The sequence below is a fragment of the Oceanobacillus zhaokaii genome (assembly GCF_003352005.1).
GTDB lineage: Bacteria > Bacillota > Bacilli > Bacillales > Amphibacillaceae > Oceanobacillus > Oceanobacillus zhaokaii.
On the sequence record NZ_CP024848.1, the window covers coordinates 238,833 to 257,216 of the forward strand.

23 protein-coding genes, 1 pseudogene and 1 riboswitch are annotated in these 18,384 nt (G+C 34.9%); of the genes and pseudogenes, 20 read left to right on the forward strand and 4 right to left on the reverse strand.

Translation table 11 applies throughout. The features are described from left to right. Positions 1-61 precede the first annotated feature (61 nt). Positions 62-526 carry a GNAT family N-acetyltransferase gene (locus CUC15_RS01265; RefSeq protein WP_114914989.1) on the forward strand — a complete coding sequence of 155 codons (465 nt, stop codon included), beginning with the start codon at positions 62-64 and terminating at the stop codon, positions 524-526. Between the two features lie 44 nt (positions 527-570). Continuing rightward, complete coding sequence (locus tag CUC15_RS01270) at positions 571-777, forward strand: DUF5316 family protein (protein ID WP_114914990.1); 207 nt, start codon at positions 571-573, stop codon at positions 775-777. Positions 778-1,007: 230 nt separating this feature from the next. On the opposite strand, the gene CUC15_RS01275 is transcribed toward CUC15_RS01270, so the two are convergent. Then, positions 1,008-1,283, reverse strand: a complete 276-nt coding sequence (locus CUC15_RS01275) for a GNAT family N-acetyltransferase (RefSeq protein WP_114914991.1) — start codon at positions 1,281-1,283, stop codon at positions 1,008-1,010. A 305-nt stretch (positions 1,284-1,588) separates the two neighbouring features. On the opposite strand from CUC15_RS01275, the gene CUC15_RS01280 reads away from it, so the two are divergent. The 3 genes from CUC15_RS01280 (at position 1,589) to CUC15_RS01290 (ending at position 5,116) form a co-directional block, all read left to right on the forward strand. Then, positions 1,589-2,119 carry a DUF6241 domain-containing protein gene (locus tag CUC15_RS01280; RefSeq protein WP_114914992.1) on the forward strand — a complete coding sequence of 177 codons (531 nt, stop codon included), beginning with the start codon at positions 1,589-1,591 and terminating at the stop codon, positions 2,117-2,119. A gap of 457 nt (positions 2,120-2,576) precedes the next feature. Then, positions 2,577-4,379: a glutamine--fructose-6-phosphate transaminase (isomerizing) gene (glmS, locus tag CUC15_RS01285; RefSeq protein WP_114914993.1), complete on the forward strand. Its 1,803-nt coding sequence runs from the start codon at positions 2,577-2,579 to the stop codon at positions 4,377-4,379. Between the two features lie 326 nt (positions 4,380-4,705). Further along, entirely contained in the window at positions 4,706-5,116 is a 411-nt protein-coding gene (locus CUC15_RS01290) for a hypothetical protein (protein ID WP_114914994.1), read from the forward strand. A 224-nt stretch (positions 5,117-5,340) separates the two neighbouring features. Here the strand turns inward: CUC15_RS01290 and CUC15_RS01295 are convergent, their stop codons facing one another. Next, positions 5,341-5,706: a carboxymuconolactone decarboxylase family protein gene (locus CUC15_RS01295; RefSeq protein WP_114914995.1), complete on the reverse strand. Its 366-nt coding sequence runs from the start codon at positions 5,704-5,706 to the stop codon at positions 5,341-5,343. Positions 5,707-6,863: 1,157 nt separating this feature from the next. On the opposite strand from CUC15_RS01295, the gene CUC15_RS01300 reads away from it, so the two are divergent. From CUC15_RS01300 to CUC15_RS01315, 4 genes are all read left to right on the forward strand, one after another. Then, positions 6,864-7,070 (forward strand): DNA-binding protein, encoded by a 207-nt coding sequence (locus CUC15_RS01300; protein WP_114914996.1) that lies wholly within the window; start codon positions 6,864-6,866, stop codon positions 7,068-7,070. Positions 7,071-7,261: 191 nt separating this feature from the next. After that, complete coding sequence (locus tag CUC15_RS20760) at positions 7,262-7,396, forward strand: DUF3953 domain-containing protein (protein ID WP_423241353.1); 135 nt, start codon at positions 7,262-7,264, stop codon at positions 7,394-7,396. A 119-nt stretch (positions 7,397-7,515) separates the two neighbouring features. Further along, positions 7,516-8,025, forward strand: a complete 510-nt coding sequence (locus tag CUC15_RS01310) for a YfiT family bacillithiol transferase (protein ID WP_114914998.1) — start codon at positions 7,516-7,518, stop codon at positions 8,023-8,025. Positions 8,026-8,177: 152 nt separating this feature from the next. Further along, positions 8,178-8,525 (forward strand): VOC family protein, encoded by a 348-nt coding sequence (locus CUC15_RS01315; protein WP_114914999.1) that lies wholly within the window; start codon positions 8,178-8,180, stop codon positions 8,523-8,525. A gap of 164 nt (positions 8,526-8,689) precedes the next feature. On the opposite strand, the gene CUC15_RS01320 is transcribed toward CUC15_RS01315, so the two are convergent. After that, a complete protein-coding gene (locus CUC15_RS01320; protein ID WP_341457205.1) occupies positions 8,690-8,998 on the reverse strand; it encodes a GyrI-like domain-containing protein in 309 nt (102 codons plus the stop codon). 129 nt (positions 8,999-9,127) lie between these two features. Between CUC15_RS01320 and CUC15_RS01325 the strand changes: the two genes are divergently transcribed. Further along, positions 9,128-9,481, forward strand: coding sequence for a VOC family protein (locus CUC15_RS01325; RefSeq protein ID WP_114915000.1), 354 nt, complete (start codon positions 9,128-9,130; stop codon positions 9,479-9,481). A 335-nt stretch (positions 9,482-9,816) separates the two neighbouring features. After that, entirely contained in the window at positions 9,817-10,386 is a 570-nt protein-coding gene (locus CUC15_RS01330; RefSeq protein WP_114915001.1) for a DUF4256 domain-containing protein, read from the forward strand. Between the two features lie 170 nt (positions 10,387-10,556). Here the strand turns inward: CUC15_RS01330 and CUC15_RS01335 are convergent, their stop codons facing one another. After that, positions 10,557-10,886, reverse strand: a complete 330-nt coding sequence (locus CUC15_RS01335) for a tRNA-binding protein (RefSeq protein ID WP_114915002.1) — start codon at positions 10,884-10,886, stop codon at positions 10,557-10,559. Between the two features lie 338 nt (positions 10,887-11,224). Continuing rightward, positions 11,225-11,377: riboswitch (cyclic di-AMP (ydaO/yuaA leader) on the forward strand. Positions 11,378-11,509: 132 nt separating this feature from the next. Between CUC15_RS01335 and CUC15_RS01340 the strand changes: the two genes are divergently transcribed. The 9 genes and pseudogenes from CUC15_RS01340 (at position 11,510) to CUC15_RS01375 (ending at position 17,902) form a co-directional block, all read left to right on the forward strand. Next, complete coding sequence (locus tag CUC15_RS01340) at positions 11,510-12,772, forward strand: cation:dicarboxylate symporter family transporter (protein WP_114915003.1); 1,263 nt, start codon at positions 11,510-11,512, stop codon at positions 12,770-12,772. Between the two features lie 208 nt (positions 12,773-12,980). Further along, positions 12,981-13,451 carry an inner membrane protein YiaA gene (gene yiaA / locus CUC15_RS01345; protein ID WP_114915004.1) on the forward strand — a complete coding sequence of 157 codons (471 nt, stop codon included), beginning with the start codon at positions 12,981-12,983 and terminating at the stop codon, positions 13,449-13,451. 276 nt (positions 13,452-13,727) lie between these two features. Beyond that, positions 13,728-14,051 (forward strand): PadR family transcriptional regulator, encoded by a 324-nt coding sequence (locus CUC15_RS01350; protein ID WP_114915005.1) that lies wholly within the window; start codon positions 13,728-13,730, stop codon positions 14,049-14,051. Continuing rightward, the gene (locus CUC15_RS01355) at positions 14,044-14,604 is read left to right on the forward strand and encodes a DUF1700 domain-containing protein (RefSeq protein ID WP_114915006.1); all 561 of its coding nucleotides are present in this window, start codon (positions 14,044-14,046) and stop codon (positions 14,602-14,604) included. The genes CUC15_RS01350 and CUC15_RS01355 overlap by 8 nt, the downstream gene beginning before the upstream one ends. Beyond that, positions 14,597-15,400: a DUF4097 family beta strand repeat-containing protein gene (locus CUC15_RS01360; RefSeq protein ID WP_114915007.1), complete on the forward strand. Its 804-nt coding sequence runs from the start codon at positions 14,597-14,599 to the stop codon at positions 15,398-15,400. The genes CUC15_RS01355 and CUC15_RS01360 overlap by 8 nt, the downstream gene beginning before the upstream one ends. Before the next feature lie 186 nt (positions 15,401-15,586). Next, a complete protein-coding gene (locus CUC15_RS20340; protein WP_242985921.1) occupies positions 15,587-15,754 on the forward strand; it encodes a hypothetical protein in 168 nt (55 codons plus the stop codon). Positions 15,755-15,764: 10 nt separating this feature from the next. Next, a pseudogene (locus tag CUC15_RS20345) lies at positions 15,765-16,265 on the forward strand (HAD family hydrolase). Between the two features lie 277 nt (positions 16,266-16,542). Further along, positions 16,543-17,103 carry a sugar O-acetyltransferase gene (locus CUC15_RS01370; protein ID WP_114915008.1) on the forward strand — a complete coding sequence of 187 codons (561 nt, stop codon included), beginning with the start codon at positions 16,543-16,545 and terminating at the stop codon, positions 17,101-17,103. A 130-nt stretch (positions 17,104-17,233) separates the two neighbouring features. Then, entirely contained in the window at positions 17,234-17,902 is a 669-nt protein-coding gene (locus CUC15_RS01375; protein WP_114915009.1) for a uracil-DNA glycosylase, read from the forward strand. Positions 17,903-18,384: the final 482 nt, after the last annotated feature.

The window sequence follows — 18,384 nt, forward strand, 5'->3', positions numbered from 1 at the left end:
TCTTTTGTTCCATCCAAATTGAATCGATAAAATTAATCGAAAAGATAAAAGAGGGCTATCAATGACATATATATTTAATAAGATGACACAAGAACAAGCAGAGAATATTGCATTTAACTGGCACTATGATGGGGAGTATTCATTTTATAATATGGAAGCTGACAAAGAAGATTTAGATGAATTTATAAATCCAGAAACAAGAGGAAATTCCATGTTTGCTGTTACAAAAAATGAGGAACTGATCGCTTTCCTTGGGATTGAGAAAGCAGCTAATGAAACCTGCGATATTGGTTTAGGAATGAGACCTGATTTAACTGGAAAAGGGAAGGGTATGGGATTTCTTAAGGCTGCTATCGATTTTGTAATAGCAGAATATAAACCTAAAAAAATAACGTTGTCGGTAGCAACTTTTAATCAACGGGCAATAAAGATATATAGAAGGATTGGCTTTAAAGAAATTGCTTTTTTTGACCAAGAAACAAATGGCAGCACATATGAGTTTCTAAAAATGGAATATGCATGTTAACGAAGGTTCCCTTCAAATAACGAATACAAAAAGGGGTGTTGGCAATGTTGAAATTCCTTCTGATTGTTGGTGGGATAGGTATTTTAATTTCTGCGATTTTCCTTGGTGTAATGACTGATGGGCAACAGCAAAGAGCAAATTTCCATTCTGAAACAGAAGAACATCGATCTTTTAGAACGACGATAGCATCTTATGCTGGCTGGATCGGCATTGCTTCCTTAGGTATTGCGGCACTTATCTATTATTTATAAAGTTTCTTTATCCTAATCTATGAGGAATGGCATTTAGCCATCAAATATTGTTGCAAACAAATACAACTGTAATTGAGAAGTTTGAGGGACGAGATTTTTTAGAGTGATAAAAACCGGATTGAATACATTATATTATGAATTCAATCCGGTTTTTTATTTACTTAAACATAAGAGATGCACATATATTATACATCCTTAGCAATTCAAACAAGCGTTTGCTTGACATCAATTTAAAGTATATCTTTCCTCACAAACTCGCGTTCTAACTCAAACCCCAACTGTTTATAAAAATTTTGTGCCTGTGTATTTCGAATCCAATAATCAAGTTCGATACATGCGGCCTTCTCTTCTTTTGCAATATCCTCCATTCGCTGCATTAATCTATATCCATACCCTTTCCCTTGTGAGTCTTCTACAATACTTATTTGGTGCACGTATAAACATTTATAAGGCTTCTTAAATGGTGTTTTCGGTCGATCCTGAATCTCAAACCTTATTTTCCCCAATGTCTTCTATAATAAGAAATTGAAAATTTTCATAGGTAACGAAATCCTTAAATTCCTCTACGATGTCTTCAAAGCGATAAGGCGTAAAATAGTCAGGATACAGCTGCACATGCCGATTCTGTACCGCCCTTCGTTTAGCCTTGCGAGTGCAACAGGTTCCGTTGAAGCAAATATCTTCATTTCGATACCTCATTTCAATTCAGTAAATATATATTTAGTGTTGCATAGTATATAAATTTTGTAAATAATAATATAACTTGAAAATTCTAATTTATATAGGTATGGTAAGTCTAGGGGGAAACTACATGAGAAGAAACTTTTTGATTGTTAGCGCTTCAATTGCGACGCTTACTATCGGAATACTGGCTTACTTGCTCATATCTGATATGTATAATGGTGAAGCTAAGAAAGCTGATGTGCCTGGAGATGAAATAAGTTCCGGAGTGCAAGGGAAGATCACAGAGGAGCAATTACAGCGATATAAAAAAGAAGGATTAAATCCATTTGGGCAGGAATTGGATTTAAATGAATTAACTGCGGCATTATATAATGAATATATTCATGGCATGTCACATCAAAAGGTACGAGCAGATAAGAAATGGGGCTTTTACGAAATCCACCTAGAGCGTATTAAATGGCTATTGGAGGGCCTGGATGTTGTCAGCATTGAAAACGGATCTACTTATCGCAATATTTTACAGCGGTGGGATAAAGGTGATTTTTCAAAGGTTGATAAAGATCATAATGCTATCTGGAAAATCCAAAAAGGTACCGTTGGAAAGGCTACCGGAATTTTAAGTTTGGAAGAGGAACAAAAATATATTGATAGTCAGTAAGTGGTGATGGCGATGTCATGCGCAACTACTAAATTAAATCATAGGATATAGGGTACACGAAAAATATTGACCAAATCCTCTTTTTTCGTGTAAAATAAAGAGTGCTTGTTTTTACTCCCATATAATGGGAAATAGTGACAAGTACTTTCATTCAAAGATAGAAAGGAGCATCAAAGAGAGTAAACTATAAAGCGCCAGGACTATTTTCTGACCGGAAGTGAAAATAGTTGACGAGGTGGGGGTTATCGAACGATTCGGCGGATGCCTCCCGACTGCACATCTCAGTTGATTGGTTTTGTTCTAAAACAATAAGGCGACTTATTGCACAAAGGGATAAAACAAGATGTCAAAAAAAACAAACACGAGAAAGGGGCAGCAAGACGACGCCCCGTATGAAGTAAAATAGTATATTTCAATATAGGCTCGTTTTGTCTGTCCCTTGTAGGAGGACAAAACTATGTGCGGAATTGTAGGTTATATTGGAAATAAGGATTCAAAAGGAATTTTATTAAATGGACTTGAAAAATTAGAATATCGCGGCTATGACTCAGCTGGAATTGCAACGCTAAATGAAGATGGAGTGAAGCTAACGAAGGTAAAAGGTCGGATTGCAGTGCTTCGTGAAAGTGTCGATGAATCGGTTCAGGCAACGATGGGAATTGGTCATACACGCTGGGCAACACATGGTGTCCCTAGCGTTATGAATGCACATCCACATCAAGCAACGTCTGGTCGTTTCACACTTGTTCATAATGGTGTTATCGAAAACTACCAAGATTTGAAAAAGGAATATTTAAGCGATGTTGCTTTCGTAAGTGAAACAGATACAGAAGTAATCGTACAACTAATTGAAAAGCTTTATGATAGATATCAAGATACTGCAGAAGCATTTCGTCAAGCAATGGGTCTGCTTAAAGGCTCATACGCAATCGCAATGATTGATGCAGAAGATCATGACACATTATATGTATCAAAGAATAAAAGTCCGTTATTAGTAGGGTTAGGAGAAGGATTTAATGTTGTAGCAAGTGATGCAATGGCAACATTAAAGGAAACCGATCAATATCTGGAAATTTACGATAAGGAAATCGTTCTAGTAAACCGCAGTTTCGTCGAAGTGCAAACATTGAATGGAACAGTTGTTGATCGTAAACCCTATACGGCAAAAATTGATGCGAGTGATATTGAAAAAGGTACGTATGCACATTATATGTTGAAAGAAACTGATGAACAACCATTCGTGATACGTAATATCATTAAAGAATATCAAGATGAAAATAATAATTTGAAGCTTGATGCTGCCATTCGAGAAGCAATGAAAAAAGCCGATCGTATTTATATTATCGCTGCTGGCACAAGCTATCACGCAGGTTTAGTTGGAAAAGAACTCCTTGAAAAATTAGCAAACATTCCAGTGGAAGTTCATGTTGCGAGTGAGTTTTCATATAACATGCCACTGCTATCAGAGAAGCCGTTATTTATCTTCCTTTCACAAAGTGGGGAAACAGCTGATAGTCGTGCGGTTTTAGTAAAAATTAAAGAAATGGGACATCCGGCATTAACAATTACAAACGTGCCTGGATCCACCCTTTCTCGTGAAGCGGATTACACATTGCATTTATATGCTGGTCCAGAAATTGCCGTTGCATCAACAAAAGCATATACTGCACAAATCGCAGTATTGGCAATTTTAGCAGTGGATACTGCAAAGGAAAAAGGCATTGAATTATCATTTGATTTGATCCAAGAGCTTGCCATCGTTGCAAATGCAATGGAAGTATTAACCGATCAAAAAGAAACGATGGAAGAATTAGCTAGAGACTATTTAGCAACAGCTCGTAATGCATTCTTTATCGGCAGAAGTGCGGATTACAATGTTTGTGTTGAGGGTGCATTGAAATTAAAAGAGGTCTCTTATATCCAAGCAGAAGGTTTCGCTGGAGGAGAATTGAAGCATGGTACGATTGCTTTAATTGAAGAGGGAACACCAATTATCGCACTTGCAACACAAGAAAACGTAAACTACGCAATCCGCAGCAATGTACAGGAAGTAGTATCACGTGGCGCCAATGCTATGGTGATTAGCATGAAGGGCTTAGAGCAAGATACCGATGCATTTGTACTTCCACATGTGCATGAAGTTCTAACTCCATTAGTAAGTGTTGTGCCATTACAATTATTGGCATACTATGCTGCATTACAACTTGATCGTGATGTTGATAAGCCAAGGAATTTGGCAAAGTCAGTAACTGTTGAGTAGGATTTATAGTGTTGTGTATAACTTTTTGTTTGGTGACAAAAATGTCGGTAACTAACAAAAAAAGATGACACTTACTAAAAAAGTTGGAAACTATTGTGTAGTTGCTCGTTTGTAAAAAAAGATGTACTGTTTAAAACAAAGTTGCACATTTTACCACTTTGGATTTTTTATCTAAAGGGGTTTTTTGTTGAAAAGGAGTTACATAATTTAGTAGTTGAGTATAAACTAAATTTATAGAACAATTTTAATAACAAAAGTTTGTGAAAAAATGTACTTAAACTAAAGGGACAGAAGAGTTGAAGAAAAATATTTTAGGGAGGAGAAAAATGATAAAGAAAATATTTAGTTTTAAAGATAGGAAATCATTAGCAAACATTACTCTGGATAATATCCAGAACAAGATGTATGAAATAGGTTTTAATAAAGAATTTGCCGAAGAAATAATGATTATTTTAGAAAAGAAATTTAACAAGTATGGTGAAAAACAATTTCAAGAATGGTTTAGCGGATTACATTATAGAATACCAGAAGAATTAAAAGATGAATTACCTGCTATTAAGATTTATGAAAAACACTCGCTCTTAATCGAGGAACAAATAAAAGAGTTAGAAAAAGAAACAAAACTGTCTTGGGAAATACAAACAGAAGAATTAAAAAATATAAATGATAAAGCAAGAAAAGTTAAGTTAGTAATTAGAGACAGACTTTCAGGCATTGCCTTAGACTTGTTAAACTAATGGGTGCTTTAACACAACAATGAGTCCGATTGTCACTATGGCACTATTTTTTTATAAAATCAGTTTTTTCAGTGCTTTATGAGATAGGTCAGTAATATTTTAAACAAGTATTCCTCTTACAGCACATAAAAAAGAAAGAACCTATTTGGTTCTTTCTAACATATAGCAAGTTTTATTGTTTTTATTAATAAGTAAGGAGGGGATGAAGAAACTATATGGGAATTTTACTGTTTAAGTTGATTCAGTTCGTGAATACTCTCTTGAACTAGTGTCACAGCTTGACTCATAGAGGCACCACCGCCAAAGGCAGCAGTCACTCCAATGGCTTCCAGAATTTCTTGTTCAGAACATCCTTCATCCAAGCACCCTTTGACATGATAAATAATACAATATTCATCTTGCGAATACAGACTAATTCCAAGGGCAATCAGTTGTTTATCTTTTTTTGATAATGCCCCTTCTTTAAAACATTCTTCTGTAAATGAGTTAAATTTCTCTGCAAGTGATGGCATTTTTTTTGTGAATTCTCCAAGCCCTGCTTTATATTCATATAAAGCAGCTTCTGTAGAATTTCTAAAATCCATTTCCATTATCATTTCAGCTCCAATGTATATGTAATTTACCCCGTTTTACTGCCCGTAAAGATCAATAGGTGAAATTAGATTCATCTGAGGGCTTCACTCCTTAGATACCCCCATGATGGAAGTTTCAACCTATTTCAGTGATAGTATGAGCATTATTAAAAAATTAATCCATTCAAAAAGTTAATTTTGCTTATGATTTACCTTTGAACAAGAAGAAACAATTAGTAGACCTCTTAATAACAGAGGTTAAAATGGAGTAAGTACATGTGTTTACTAACAATTAAGAGGTGTTTTGAATGAAATTATATGAATTTGTAAACTAAATCATATCAATTAACAAAAGAGGATATTGTGAGGTTGAAGTAGGATTTCAACCCTATGTCGCCTATCAATGGGATAGCAAGTTTACTAGTTGCTTTGGTACAATTTGCAAGAGGTAGATTTAAGAAGGCATAACTTTTTTAATGTAATGAAAGCTCAAAAAATAGTTCAAATGAATGGACCATTTTGATTAAAAAATAATAGTGAAATCAATAATTTGTCAACGATTGTACTTAAAGTAACTGGTGCATTACTGAAAGGGGGATAATGCTCCTGCCTTATACAACCCAAGGAGGATTCCTTTACGGCTTCAAGGAGATTACATCTAGTACTTTAATTGATTATTTAGAGGTGAAATTTATGTTACATAGATTTTTAATTTTGGTCTTACTTTGACTATATCTAATTTTGTAATGGTATTTTTTGCTAGATTATTAATAATATAAATAACGTATGAATTGCGTCTTTTACTTTTGTTTGCTTTTAATTATCTTTAGGGTAAAATCAGTCCCGAAAAACACAACTAAACCCGAAATGAGGATGGTTAAAGAGTTATGTACTAGTGTTTTGACATAAAACAATTCATATAGGGAATTTATTAAGAGAAGAACTCCCCCAAATATAAAAGTAACCCGACAGGATATATCTGCGTTTCTTTTGTCCTCTTGACTACCGTTTTTAAAGAACATGAGTAAATTAACCTTCCGTTCCACCGATTTTTTAGTGATTTATATTATCGTATTACTACGAGCTCACTACGTCAACATGCTAAAGTCCTTATTTTTTTGCGTAAATTGTCGAAAGTTGGGCTTTGTTCCATCGCTGTAGGTGGATTGTCTTTTATGTTAGAAGAAAATGATATCACTTTAGGTGCTCTAGCGCCTTATTATCCGCAATCTGTAGTTTTGATTGCTGTTGGTGTCTACATTTTAATTCGTACCGTACCATTACTAGATTCATATAGATTACTAGCGAAAAATGAGGAGTATATTAATCGCATAGGTTTTAAGCTGCAGAAAAAGGTAAGAAAAAAGGTCGATAGTCTTTGATAAAAGCGTGTTAAACCCTATCAAGGCAACATTCCTATATATTCAAATATAACTGCTCTTACCGGAATTTTTGAGGGAATTAGTTTTATTTTAGGAGAATATATCGTTGAAAATACTTAGACTTAATTTAGCCATTATTGTTGTTGCATTAGCAAGTTATGCGTTAATAGCTAGCAATAATTCCTTATGTATTGTTATTCTTAAGGTTAATGCTTTTAGTCACTGGAATTACTGAATTTCATGAAAAACGAAAGGTAACTGCCATTACACTTTTCTTTGTAACTGGATTTAACTTTTACGTTTCATTTAATATATTATTTAGCTAATTGGTTTAACATTTAATAAGGTATTTAGATAATTAATTTAAAATATAAATATAAAGATTATTATGAGATAATTTAGTTATGCAAAAAAATAACGAATAGGGAGAAAGGAAGGATTGAAAATGGATGTAAGATATCCAATTGGGAAACTACAAGTACCTGAAAAAGTAACATTAGAAAATATTCAAGAATGGCTAAAGGAAATCGAAACTTACACGATTCGATTAAGAGAAACTGTCGACTCATTAAGTGATGAGGAATTAAGCAAAACTTATCGTGAAGGTAGCTGGACAGTTCGTCAACTTGTCCATCACATTGCAGATTCTCAGTTGAATATGTATCAACGTTTGAAGCTGGCTTTAACAGATGGAAATCCTACAGTACCAGCTTTTGATCAAGAAAAGTGGGCTATTCAACCGGATACAAAGCTTCCTGTAGAAAGTTCTATTAAAATGTTAGAGGGCATAAATGAACGCATCGTATCTTTAGGACATAGTTTGACTGAGGAGCAATTAGATCGAGCTTTTACTCACCGGATAGACGGTAAAATAACAGTTGCATCAAAAGTTGCAAAGTTAGCTTGGCACGAAGAGCATCACTTAGCTCATATAAAAATAGCATTATCAAAATAATACAATATCTGTGGTAATGGCTTATCGAATTCGATAAGCCATTTTTTATAATAATAAGGAGCAAGCAATATTCATAAGAAGGAACTTAACATTAAATCTCGAATATCTAATGTAATCGAAAAAAAATTAAAGAAGGACAGGAGTTGGTTACGATGATAAAAGGTTTTGGTGGAATATTTTGGAGAACTAAGAACCTTGATGTTATAAAAAAATGGTACAGTGAAGTGTTGAAGATTGAAATAGAAAATTGGAATGGAACTGTGATTAAACCCCAAATTGGAAATGAGACTATCTTCTCTTTCTTTGCCGAGAATGACAGTTATTTTCCAACAGAACAACAAGTGATGTTAAATTTTCAAGTACATAATCTAAACGAGACTATTAAGCATCTTGAACAAATCGGTGTACCTCTTGTTAAGCAAAAAGAGGTTAGTGAGTATGGAAGGTTTATTTGGATTGAAGATCCTGAAGGTAGGCTTGTCGAGCTTTGGGAGAAATAGCTAATAGTAATTTATTTGCTTTTGAGCTAATGAGTGCAACAGTTAAATAGGGCGAGGGCAGGTTATTGTAAGAAGAACAAGAAGTTATCAGTATTTATTTAACAACTTGTTCTTCCCTGTCTATTTTGATTTTTTTATTAAACGCGAAAAAGATAATAAAATATTTACTGTTTTATAGGTATGCATATTTCGCAATAATGGTTCTTAACCATATCAACAGTGTATTTTTCCAATTTGGGTTTGTTATCAATCTCGTACCCATTAATAAGTGACGGAAAAATGTCAGTATATGCTTTTTGAATATCTCCTGCTGTATGTTTGACTTTGTAAATAAAGTGTTTTCCACCATTAAGTTCACTTTCACAAATTGAATCATCTATTAATCCTTTGAAATTAAAACATGCATCGAATCTGCAATTTTCAGGGTGTGTTGCCTCAGGGCTATCTTGTGAACTGCAAATAGGGTAGTCGATTCAAGAAGATTTTTCCCTTCAGCCCACTTTTTTACCAACATCATTATGACGGTTTTTTTACTAGAGCGCAGGATATTATACGGAAATTGTGCAATATTTAATAAACGAAAAATGTAAGGAGTGTTTTTTATGGAAAATCCAATTCTAAAACAAATTGGAACAGTATTTATCCCAGTAAGCAACATAGAGAAAGCGAGAGATTGGTACTGCGATATTTTAGGATTAAAAACAGATGGAGAAATTCAGTTTGGTCATCTTTACGTTATACCTATGCAAGGTACAGGGATTGTGTTAGATAGCAAGATTTATTCAGAGGATAGAATATTTAGAACTCCAGCATTCCACTTAAATACAAATAACATTGAAGAAGCATTTCATTTTATGAGTAATAAAGGCGTTAATTTAATTACAGACATTGAACATAATCATTATTTTAATTTCAAAGATCCTGATGGAAATATTTTAATGATTTCCGAATGTTAATTATAAATACAGTATAGAAACCCTTTCCTGAAAAGCTTAAAAAGAAAGGTGGAATAAATGACAAACTGTAAAATTGTTTCATTTCCTCCATTGGAAACTGAAAGGATTAAATTTCGGATTTTAACCCTTGATAATGCCGAAGAAGTCTTTTGCATTTCTCAGATATTCATATTACTAGGTTTATGGATATAGAACCATGTAAAATTATAAAGTAGTTTTTACTTTGCTGGAGACATGTAAACTGTATATATACAATTACTTAAACGATTTTGTATAAAATGAAAATTAATATATACTTAAACCGTTATAAGTAAAACGATAAGGGGGAAACTAACATGGCAAGCAGCAATAAAAAAGAGTTGTCATCAGAACAATACGACGCATTACTCAGAGTATTGCAAGCCCGTTTTGAGAAAAACATGAACCGTCACGAAGATCTTGAATGGGATAATGTCCAAGCAAAGCTGGAAGCTAATGCTGAAAAACTATGGTCACTTAATGAAATGGAAAGTAGCGGCGGTGAGCCAGATGTTGTTGGCTATGATAAAGAGAAGGATGAATACGTTTTTTATGATTGTTCAGTGGAAAGCCCTAAGGGTCGGAGAAGTGTTTGCTACGATCGTGAAGCATTGGAGTCGAGGAAAAAACATAAACCAGAAAATAACGCGATGGACATGGCGACCGAAATGGGCATTGAGCTTTTAACGGAAGAGCAATATCGTGCATTGCAGAAACTTGGGAATTTCGATATGAAAACGTCAAGCTGGGTGCAGACACCTTCAGATATTAGAGAACTAGGCGGTGCCATTTTTTGTGATTACCGCTATGGGCATGTATTTGTTTATCATAATGGTGCGGACTCTTATTACGGTGCCAGAGGGTTCCGTGGCTCACTGAGGGTCTAATTCTGCCCCTGTTATCAATGGTACAAGCATGAGTTATAAATTACGGACATATTTAGATTAAAAAGGGGAATTTGCTATCAAGAAGGAGATCTTTTTTCGAAAAAGAATAAAAAGAACACAAATGAACGATGCAAAATTTGTGTTCTTTAAATCAACGTTCGAACCTGGATTTATCCTAAACGGTCCCCTTTTTTAACCTCTTGTTGGGGTTCTACAAGAACAACTCCTTGTTCTGAATATACGCCCATTACTAAAACCTCTGAATTGAAATCAGCAACTCTCATAGGAGGAAAGTTTACTACTCCTAATACTTGCTTACCAACTAGTTCCTCCAGATCATAACAATCTGTAATTTGAGCACTACTTTGTTTAATTCCTATCTCATCTCCAAAGTCAACCCACAGTTTATATGCAGGTTTTCTTGCTTTAGGGAATGCCTCTGCTCTTGTAATTTCTCCAACACGCATGTCTAGCTTTTGAAAATCCTCGAAAGTTGCCATCGTAACGTCTCCTGAAATTTATTTACTTGTTCTGCATAGTTAGAAAAAAATAATAGGTAACAATTTTATATTATCAAAATATTCGATATATATCAATAAACTCCTTAGAGCATATCAGTGAATATTTAATATGAGACTTCAAAGTAATAATATTGGAAGGGAGTTAGGTAGAAAAAAGAGAGAATTTCTCAATGCTGGTGATTCTGCTGCTGTCACATATCAATCAAACGTTTGTTTTAACAATAGTAGATAATATTAGATAAAAATCCCCTATTCTTGTGTGGTAATATCTACTATTTACAAAAGTATTTTTTTAGTAGTATAATAATAGAGAAATTTATATTTTATCGCTTAATCTTATTTTAAGAACGGGGGACCCAATATTTACGGCGGAAATTCCGCGTGGGGTGAATCCTATCTAACAGAGGGGCTTACTGTTTCCCATAGTCCTAACCCGAAAGCTAACCTCGTCAGCGTTTAAGGAAACAAATGAATATATGATGATACAGTGCGAATTGACACAACCCGTGTCTTTTTTTGTTGGTCAATTCTCGTTTTGTTCAAATCGTCTTTGTTTCCCTTGCCTAGGCACACTTATAACTAACAAGAAGGTAGGGTAATTGATGAAAAGATTTAAATTGAGTCTAGCTACTCAAATTTTTATTGGTCTTATTTTAGGAATTATTGTTGGTGGTATTTTCTACGGAAATGAATCGGCGCAAAGTATCTTACAACCATTTGGCGATCTGTTTATCCGTTTAATTAAAATGATTGTTGTTCCAATTGTACTATCTACTATTATCGTTGCAATTGCTGGTGTTGGAGATTTGAAATCTGTTGGTAAGCTTGGTGGTAAAGCACTGACTTATTTCATCAGTATGACATTGGTTGCAATCGGGGTTGGACTAATTGCCGGTAATGTATTCCAGCCTGGTGCTGGACTAAATATGGAAAGCCTGGAGCAAGGTGACATTTCAGGCTATGTCGAAACATCGGAAGAGCAAGAAGGCAAGACGATAGCTGATACCCTATTGCATATTGTACCTACAAATCCAGTACAAGCAATGGTTGAAGGCGATATGCTAGCGATTATCTTCTTTGCTGTAGTATTGGGACTTGGAATCGCAGCAATTGGAGAAAAAGGAAAACCAGTACTGCGGTTCTTCGAAGGTATGGCAAATGCTATGTTCTATGTTACAAACCTATTTATGAAGTATGCACCAATTGGTGTATTTGCCTTAATTGGTGTAACGATTTCTAAGTATGGTTTCACTTCACTGATTCCATTAGGCAAATTAGCCCTTACCGTATATGGAACGATGATTTTCTTTGTAATTGTAGTGCTAGGTTTAATGGCCAGAATTGTTGGAGTTAATATCTTCAAAATATTAAAGTTGATTAAGGAAGAATTAATTTTGGCATTTTCAACAGCAAGCTCGGAAACAGTACTTCCGAGAATTATGGACAAAATGGAGCAAGCAGGGAGCCCGAAACACATTGCTTCGTTCGTTATTCCAACGGGTTACTCCTTTAACTTGGATGGATCTGTTTTATATCAAGCAATTGCATCATTATTTATTGCACAAATGTTTGGTATAGAATTAAGCATAGGACAACAAATTACATTAATGTTAGTTTTGATGGTTACATCTAAAGGAATGGCTGGAGTTCCAGGAGTATCCTTTGTAGTGTTACTAGCTACATTTAGTACGATTGGATTACCTGCTGCAGGATTAGCGTTTATTGCTGGTATCGATCGTATTCTTGATATGGGACGTACCGCTGTTAACGTGGTAGGGAACTCAATTGCAGCACTTGTAGTTGCTAAATGGGAAGGTCAATTAAATCCTCCAGTTGAAGAAAAGGTAGTTAAAAAAGCGATATAATATATTTAAAAACACTCACAAATGTGGATAGGTTCATATTTGTGAGTGTTTTTTTGTTTCTTTCGGAGATTATAGTTACAGAAACAGTCAAGTCCAAAATATATTTGCCTTCTATTTGTAGGAATATTATGTATAATAAAATGTAGAGAATACCAATGCACTGTGCCTGAAATGCTTAATTTTATTAGAAGAGAGTGGGGGAAATCCAATGTCTAATGATCCAGCAGCTTTACCAGAAAAAGCGAGAGAAGAGGATGCAAAGGTAGAGTTTGAAAGAAAGGAAGGAGAACCAACTTCAGCTTTCAAAGGGGCTTCCTGGGCAGCTTTATTTATAGGTGTTGCAGCTTATCTTATCGGTCTGTTTAACGCAACAATGGAACTGAATGAAAAAGGCTATTATTTCGCAGTATTAGTGTTCGGGCTTTATTCAGCGGTATCTTTACAAAAAGCAGTTAGAGATAAAGAAGAAGGAATACCAGTAACCAATATTTATTTTGGTATAAGTTGGATTGCACTTATGATATCAATTTTATTAATTGGCATCGGTTTATACAATGCAGGAAGTATTATTTTGAGTGAAAAGGGGTTTTATGGGATGGCATTTGTTCTTAGTTTATTTGCTGCTGTAACCGTTCAGAAGAATATTAGAGATACACAGAGAGCGAGAGAAAGAGACTGAGATATCCTCCGCTTATTAAGTTGTTGCACCTGAAATAAAGCTTCGGGGATTTACCCTTTTGGATAATTTTATCTAAAGGGGTATTTTTTTATGCCTATTGCAGATTTGTAATCAAGTGTCCCTGCTGATAATATTTAAAATATCAGTAAAATTTAACATATAGTACCTTGCATTGAACAGTACTGTATGATATATTTTTTTGGAAGGTACCTTTAAAATATCAGTATTGTTTAATGAATAGTAGTTAGTTGCTAAGGAAAGAGGTGTGATTCAAAAGTGAACGTACAATTTAAAAAAGGTGTATTAGAATTATGTGTTCTTGTACTTTTAGATAAGCAGGATCGCTATGGATATGAACTTGTGCAAAAGATATCAGAGCAGATTGATGTATCAGAGGGATCTGCATATCCACTATTAAGACGATTAACAAAAGAAGGTTACTTCACGACATACTTAAAGGAGTCTACTGAAGGACCACCAAGAAAGTATTACAAGTTAACTGACAGCGGCAGAACGTATCTACATGACCTGCTTCAGGAGTGGAAAGAGTTCACAAATGGAGTAAATCAATTAATAAAGGAAGGTGTAAAAGGTGACTAAAAAGCAATTTCTTACTAAATTAAATGCATCTTTGAAGAAACTGCCACCAGAGGAAAGGCAGGATATTATGCAAGATATTGAAGAGTATTTCGCGATTGGATCAGAAGAAGGAAAGTCTGAAGAACAAATAGCCACTTCACTTGGCTCCCCCGAACAAATTGCAAAAGAGCTGGTGGCAACACATCGTGTTGAAAAAGTTGAGGAAACTACTTCAACAGGTAATATAATCCGTGCAGTTTGGGCTGTCATTGGATTAGGATTTTTTAACCTTGTCATTGTATTAGGACCATTTGTCGCTTTAGCGGGGGTTATTATTGCCGGCTGGTTAATGGGAGTTTCATTTGTCGTTTCACCGATACTCGTATTAATAAATGTATTTATACACCCCGAGGTTTTTGAATTATTTGACCTGTTCTTTTCTATTGGTCTTGCTGGGATTGGTCTATTCATTGCAATCGGAATGTTCTTCGCAACTCGTGCTATAAAAAATGGATTTGTCCGTTATTTAAAATACAATGTAGGACTTGTGAAGGGGGGCTTAAAGCATGCTTAACATTAAAAAGATTTCTATTGTTGCTTTAGTTCTTTTATTAGTAGGTGTGACCGGGAGCCTTTTAACAGTAAATGCAAAGAAACAATCGGAGCCGATCAAAGAAGAAAGAATCATTCAGGGTGAGGATTTTACCAATATTGATATTAAGGCCGACAACGCGGAGGTAGAAGTTTTCCCCACAAGTAATCATGCAGCCAAAGTTGAGTTAACAGGTGGAGATAAAAAGAGCAGAGCATATACCTTCGATGTTGATGTTCAAGAAAATACACTCGCTGTTCTTTTAGATGAAAAAAATCTTAAATTCTATAACTTTAACTTTACAGAGTCGGCACTAGCTCTAAAAGTTTATGTACCTAAAAAATTGTATGAATCATTATTAGTAGAGGCCGCAAATGGAAGGATTAAAGCAGAAGAAATAGGTGTAGAAGCAGCAACGGTAAAAACGATTAATGGAACAATTGAACTACAAGATTTACAAACCTCTACACTTCATGTCAGTTCAGATAATGGAAAAATCCTTCTACAAAACATAGAAGGGGATATTTCCGGAAATGTAATTAATGGAGAAATCGACTTTGTAACAGATCATTTAGACCGCAACATTGATTTTGAGAATCTGAACGGTAAAATCGGAATCCAAACTTTAAAGGAACCGAAAAATGCTACGATCGATGTAGAAGTTGCTTTTGGGGGTGTTAATATATTTGGTGATTCTAAACGAAATGCTGTGTTCGGAAAGGGAGAAAACCTGATAAAATTATCTACTCTGAATGGAGAAGTTACTGTTACGAAATAAGAAGAATAAGTCTAATAAAAAAAATAGACTGTGCCTCAAATCTTAGATACAATCTAAAGTTTGAGGCGCTTTCTTTTGACTAAATATACTCGGTGAGAAGATCAATTCCGTCTATTATCCGAATTTTTAACAAAGGATTATACTGTAAATTTTAATAGGGAACTCTATAAAGATGTTAAAAAGATAATGAAAGAAAAAGGAGTTGAATTTGCTCCTGTTACTGGAAAGCAATGTGAACGTGTAGAAGAGTTGTTCGGCGAAGACTTAGAGAATCTATGGATATTAGGTGATAGTGCAACAAGAATCAAGCATAATGGGAAGTTTGTTTATGAATCCCTGCTAAGCAATGCTTGAGGAAATAAGCTTGGATCATACCATTATTGCGTGTACTAGAAATGGTGCAGTAGTAAAAGATAACATCCCTCAAGAGGAAGCAGCTATTGTTAGAAGGTCCTATGCAAGAGTAAGACAAGTATCTGATTTCAATGAAATTACAGATGACTTTGTAAAAATTTCGATTCATGATCCATTATTAAGATGTATGGTGACCAGGGAAAAACTATCTGGTTTTTTTGAGTCAGCATATATTGTTGCATCTGAAGCAGCCTGGATTGACATAGCTAATGCTAATGTTCATAAAGGTACAATTGTCGAATATCTGCAACGTTTATTAAATGTCGCTCCTGAAGAAACGCTTGCATTCGGAGATGGGGTACAATGATATAGAGATCATGACTCGCAGTACCTATAGTTTGATGTTCGAAATGCCGTACCAGAACTAAAAGATGCCGCTAATTTCATTACTCGCTCAAATGATGAGGACGCCGTAATGAGAACTATCATTCAATTGTTATCGTTACAATAAAAGAGGATAAGCCTATTGGCATGTGGCGATGGAGGAAATGATATTCAATGCTATAGCATGTAATGTAGATAGAAAAATGGGAGCGATGTTGTGAAAGAAAGCGTAAAGTATCGTTCGCCTTCTAATAATGATAGTGGTGTATTAGAAATAACTGATCAATATTTTTAAAATCAAGGTCCCTTTCAAAGTAATGAAATTATTATTATTTAGGTATAATATTGATTTGTTACACAAAGAGCTAAGAGAATACAACTAGATTAGAAAGTAGGTTATTGAAATGAAAACAGAAAAAGAAAAAATGGTGGCTGGAGAATTGTATAATCCTGCTGACCCAGTATTATTAATGGATCGTGAGGAAGCAAGACGTAGGGTTAGGATATATAATCAAACGTTAGAAACCGAAGAAGAAAAGCGAACAGAAATATTAAAAGGATTACTCGGATCGACTGGAGAAAACCTATCGATGGAGCCAAATATAAGATTTGATTATGGCTATAATACACACGTAGGAGAAAACTTTTATGCCAACTTTGACTGTACCATTTTAGATGTTAGTGAAGTGCGTTTTGGAGATAATTGTATGCTTGCTCCTGGTGTGCAGATCTATACAGCAACACATCCACTTAATCCAACTGAACGTAATTCAGGCAAAGAATATGCCAAACCGATTACGATTGGGAACAATGTATGGATTGGGGGAAGTGCAATTATCAACCCAGGGGTAACAGTAGGGGATAACGTTGTAATTGCGTCAGGTTCAGTAGTTACTAAAGATGTACCGGAGAATGTTGTAGTTGGAGGTAATCCTGCTAGAGTAATAAAACATATTGAAGTATAGAGTAGTCTTCTGCAGTCCACTACTGATATTATTTGAATAGCTATGAGAGATAAAGGGAATAAGGCAGATAGGAAAAATGAAACTTCATGTCATATAATATGAGGGTAGTAGATTGTTAGGAGATGAAAGTATGACTATCTTAAAAAATGACTGGGAGCCAATATTAAAGGAGGAGTTTCAAAAAGACTATTATATAAGATTACATGCCTTTTTGAAGCAGGAATATAGTTCTTATACTGTATATCCGGAAATGCAAGATATTTTTAATGCGCTTCATTATACAGATTATCAAAATACAAAAGTTGTTATTCTAGGACAGGACCCATATCATGGCCCAAATCAAGCACAAGGTTTAAGTTTTTCCGTTAAACCTGAAGTACGTATACCACCTTCGTTAAAAAATATTTATAAGGAATTACATGATGATTTAGGTTTTCCAGCTCCTAATCATGGTAGTTTAATTAATTGGGCCAAGCAAGGTGTTCTATTGTTGAACACAGTTTTAACAGTTAGGAAAGGGGAACCCAATTCCCATAAAGGAAAAGGTTGGGAATTATTTACCAATGAGGTCATTAAGCAGGTATGTGCAAAAACAGATCCTGTGGTATTCATTCTTTGGGGCAAGCATGCCCAAGAAAAAGCGGAATTAATTACAGCATCCCAACATTTAATCATAAAATCTCCTCACCCAAGTCCCTTTTCTGCTAATCGAGGATTTTTTGGCAGCCGCCCATTTTCAAGAACAAACCAATTTTTGGAAGAGGCAGGACTTGCGCCGATTGACTGGAAGATTGAATAGATTAAACAAGGCTGATTTTTTAAGTCTCCACTATTCGAGTATGATTTATATTGAGTAGGTTAAAGTTTAGAAAACAGAAAATACCAAGCAAAACCGATAAAAAAATGGTTTCGCTTGGTAGACCTTCGTATTTGTCACATCTTTTCTTCCTTTATTTTTCTTTCCAGCTTAATTTTTCCCCCTGTTAATAACCCCACACTTTAACGTGTACTTGCTGCACTCCAAATTGTAATGCATCGTTTAAATCTTCCTTATAAATATCTAGATGACCATTTGTAATTGCACTTCCACGATCTTCACAGACATAGGTTTCGTTCCATTTTGGGATATGTATTTTCGTGCCAAACGAGAGATCTTGCGGACATGCAATCGTACGTCCTTCTTGTACAACCTTTCCAGAAGCAGTGATGCCATAAGCGGGATCACCTGGAAGTTTTCCCGTAGATTCATAACCGGCTGTATAAGCTGTAATTGTATAAGGG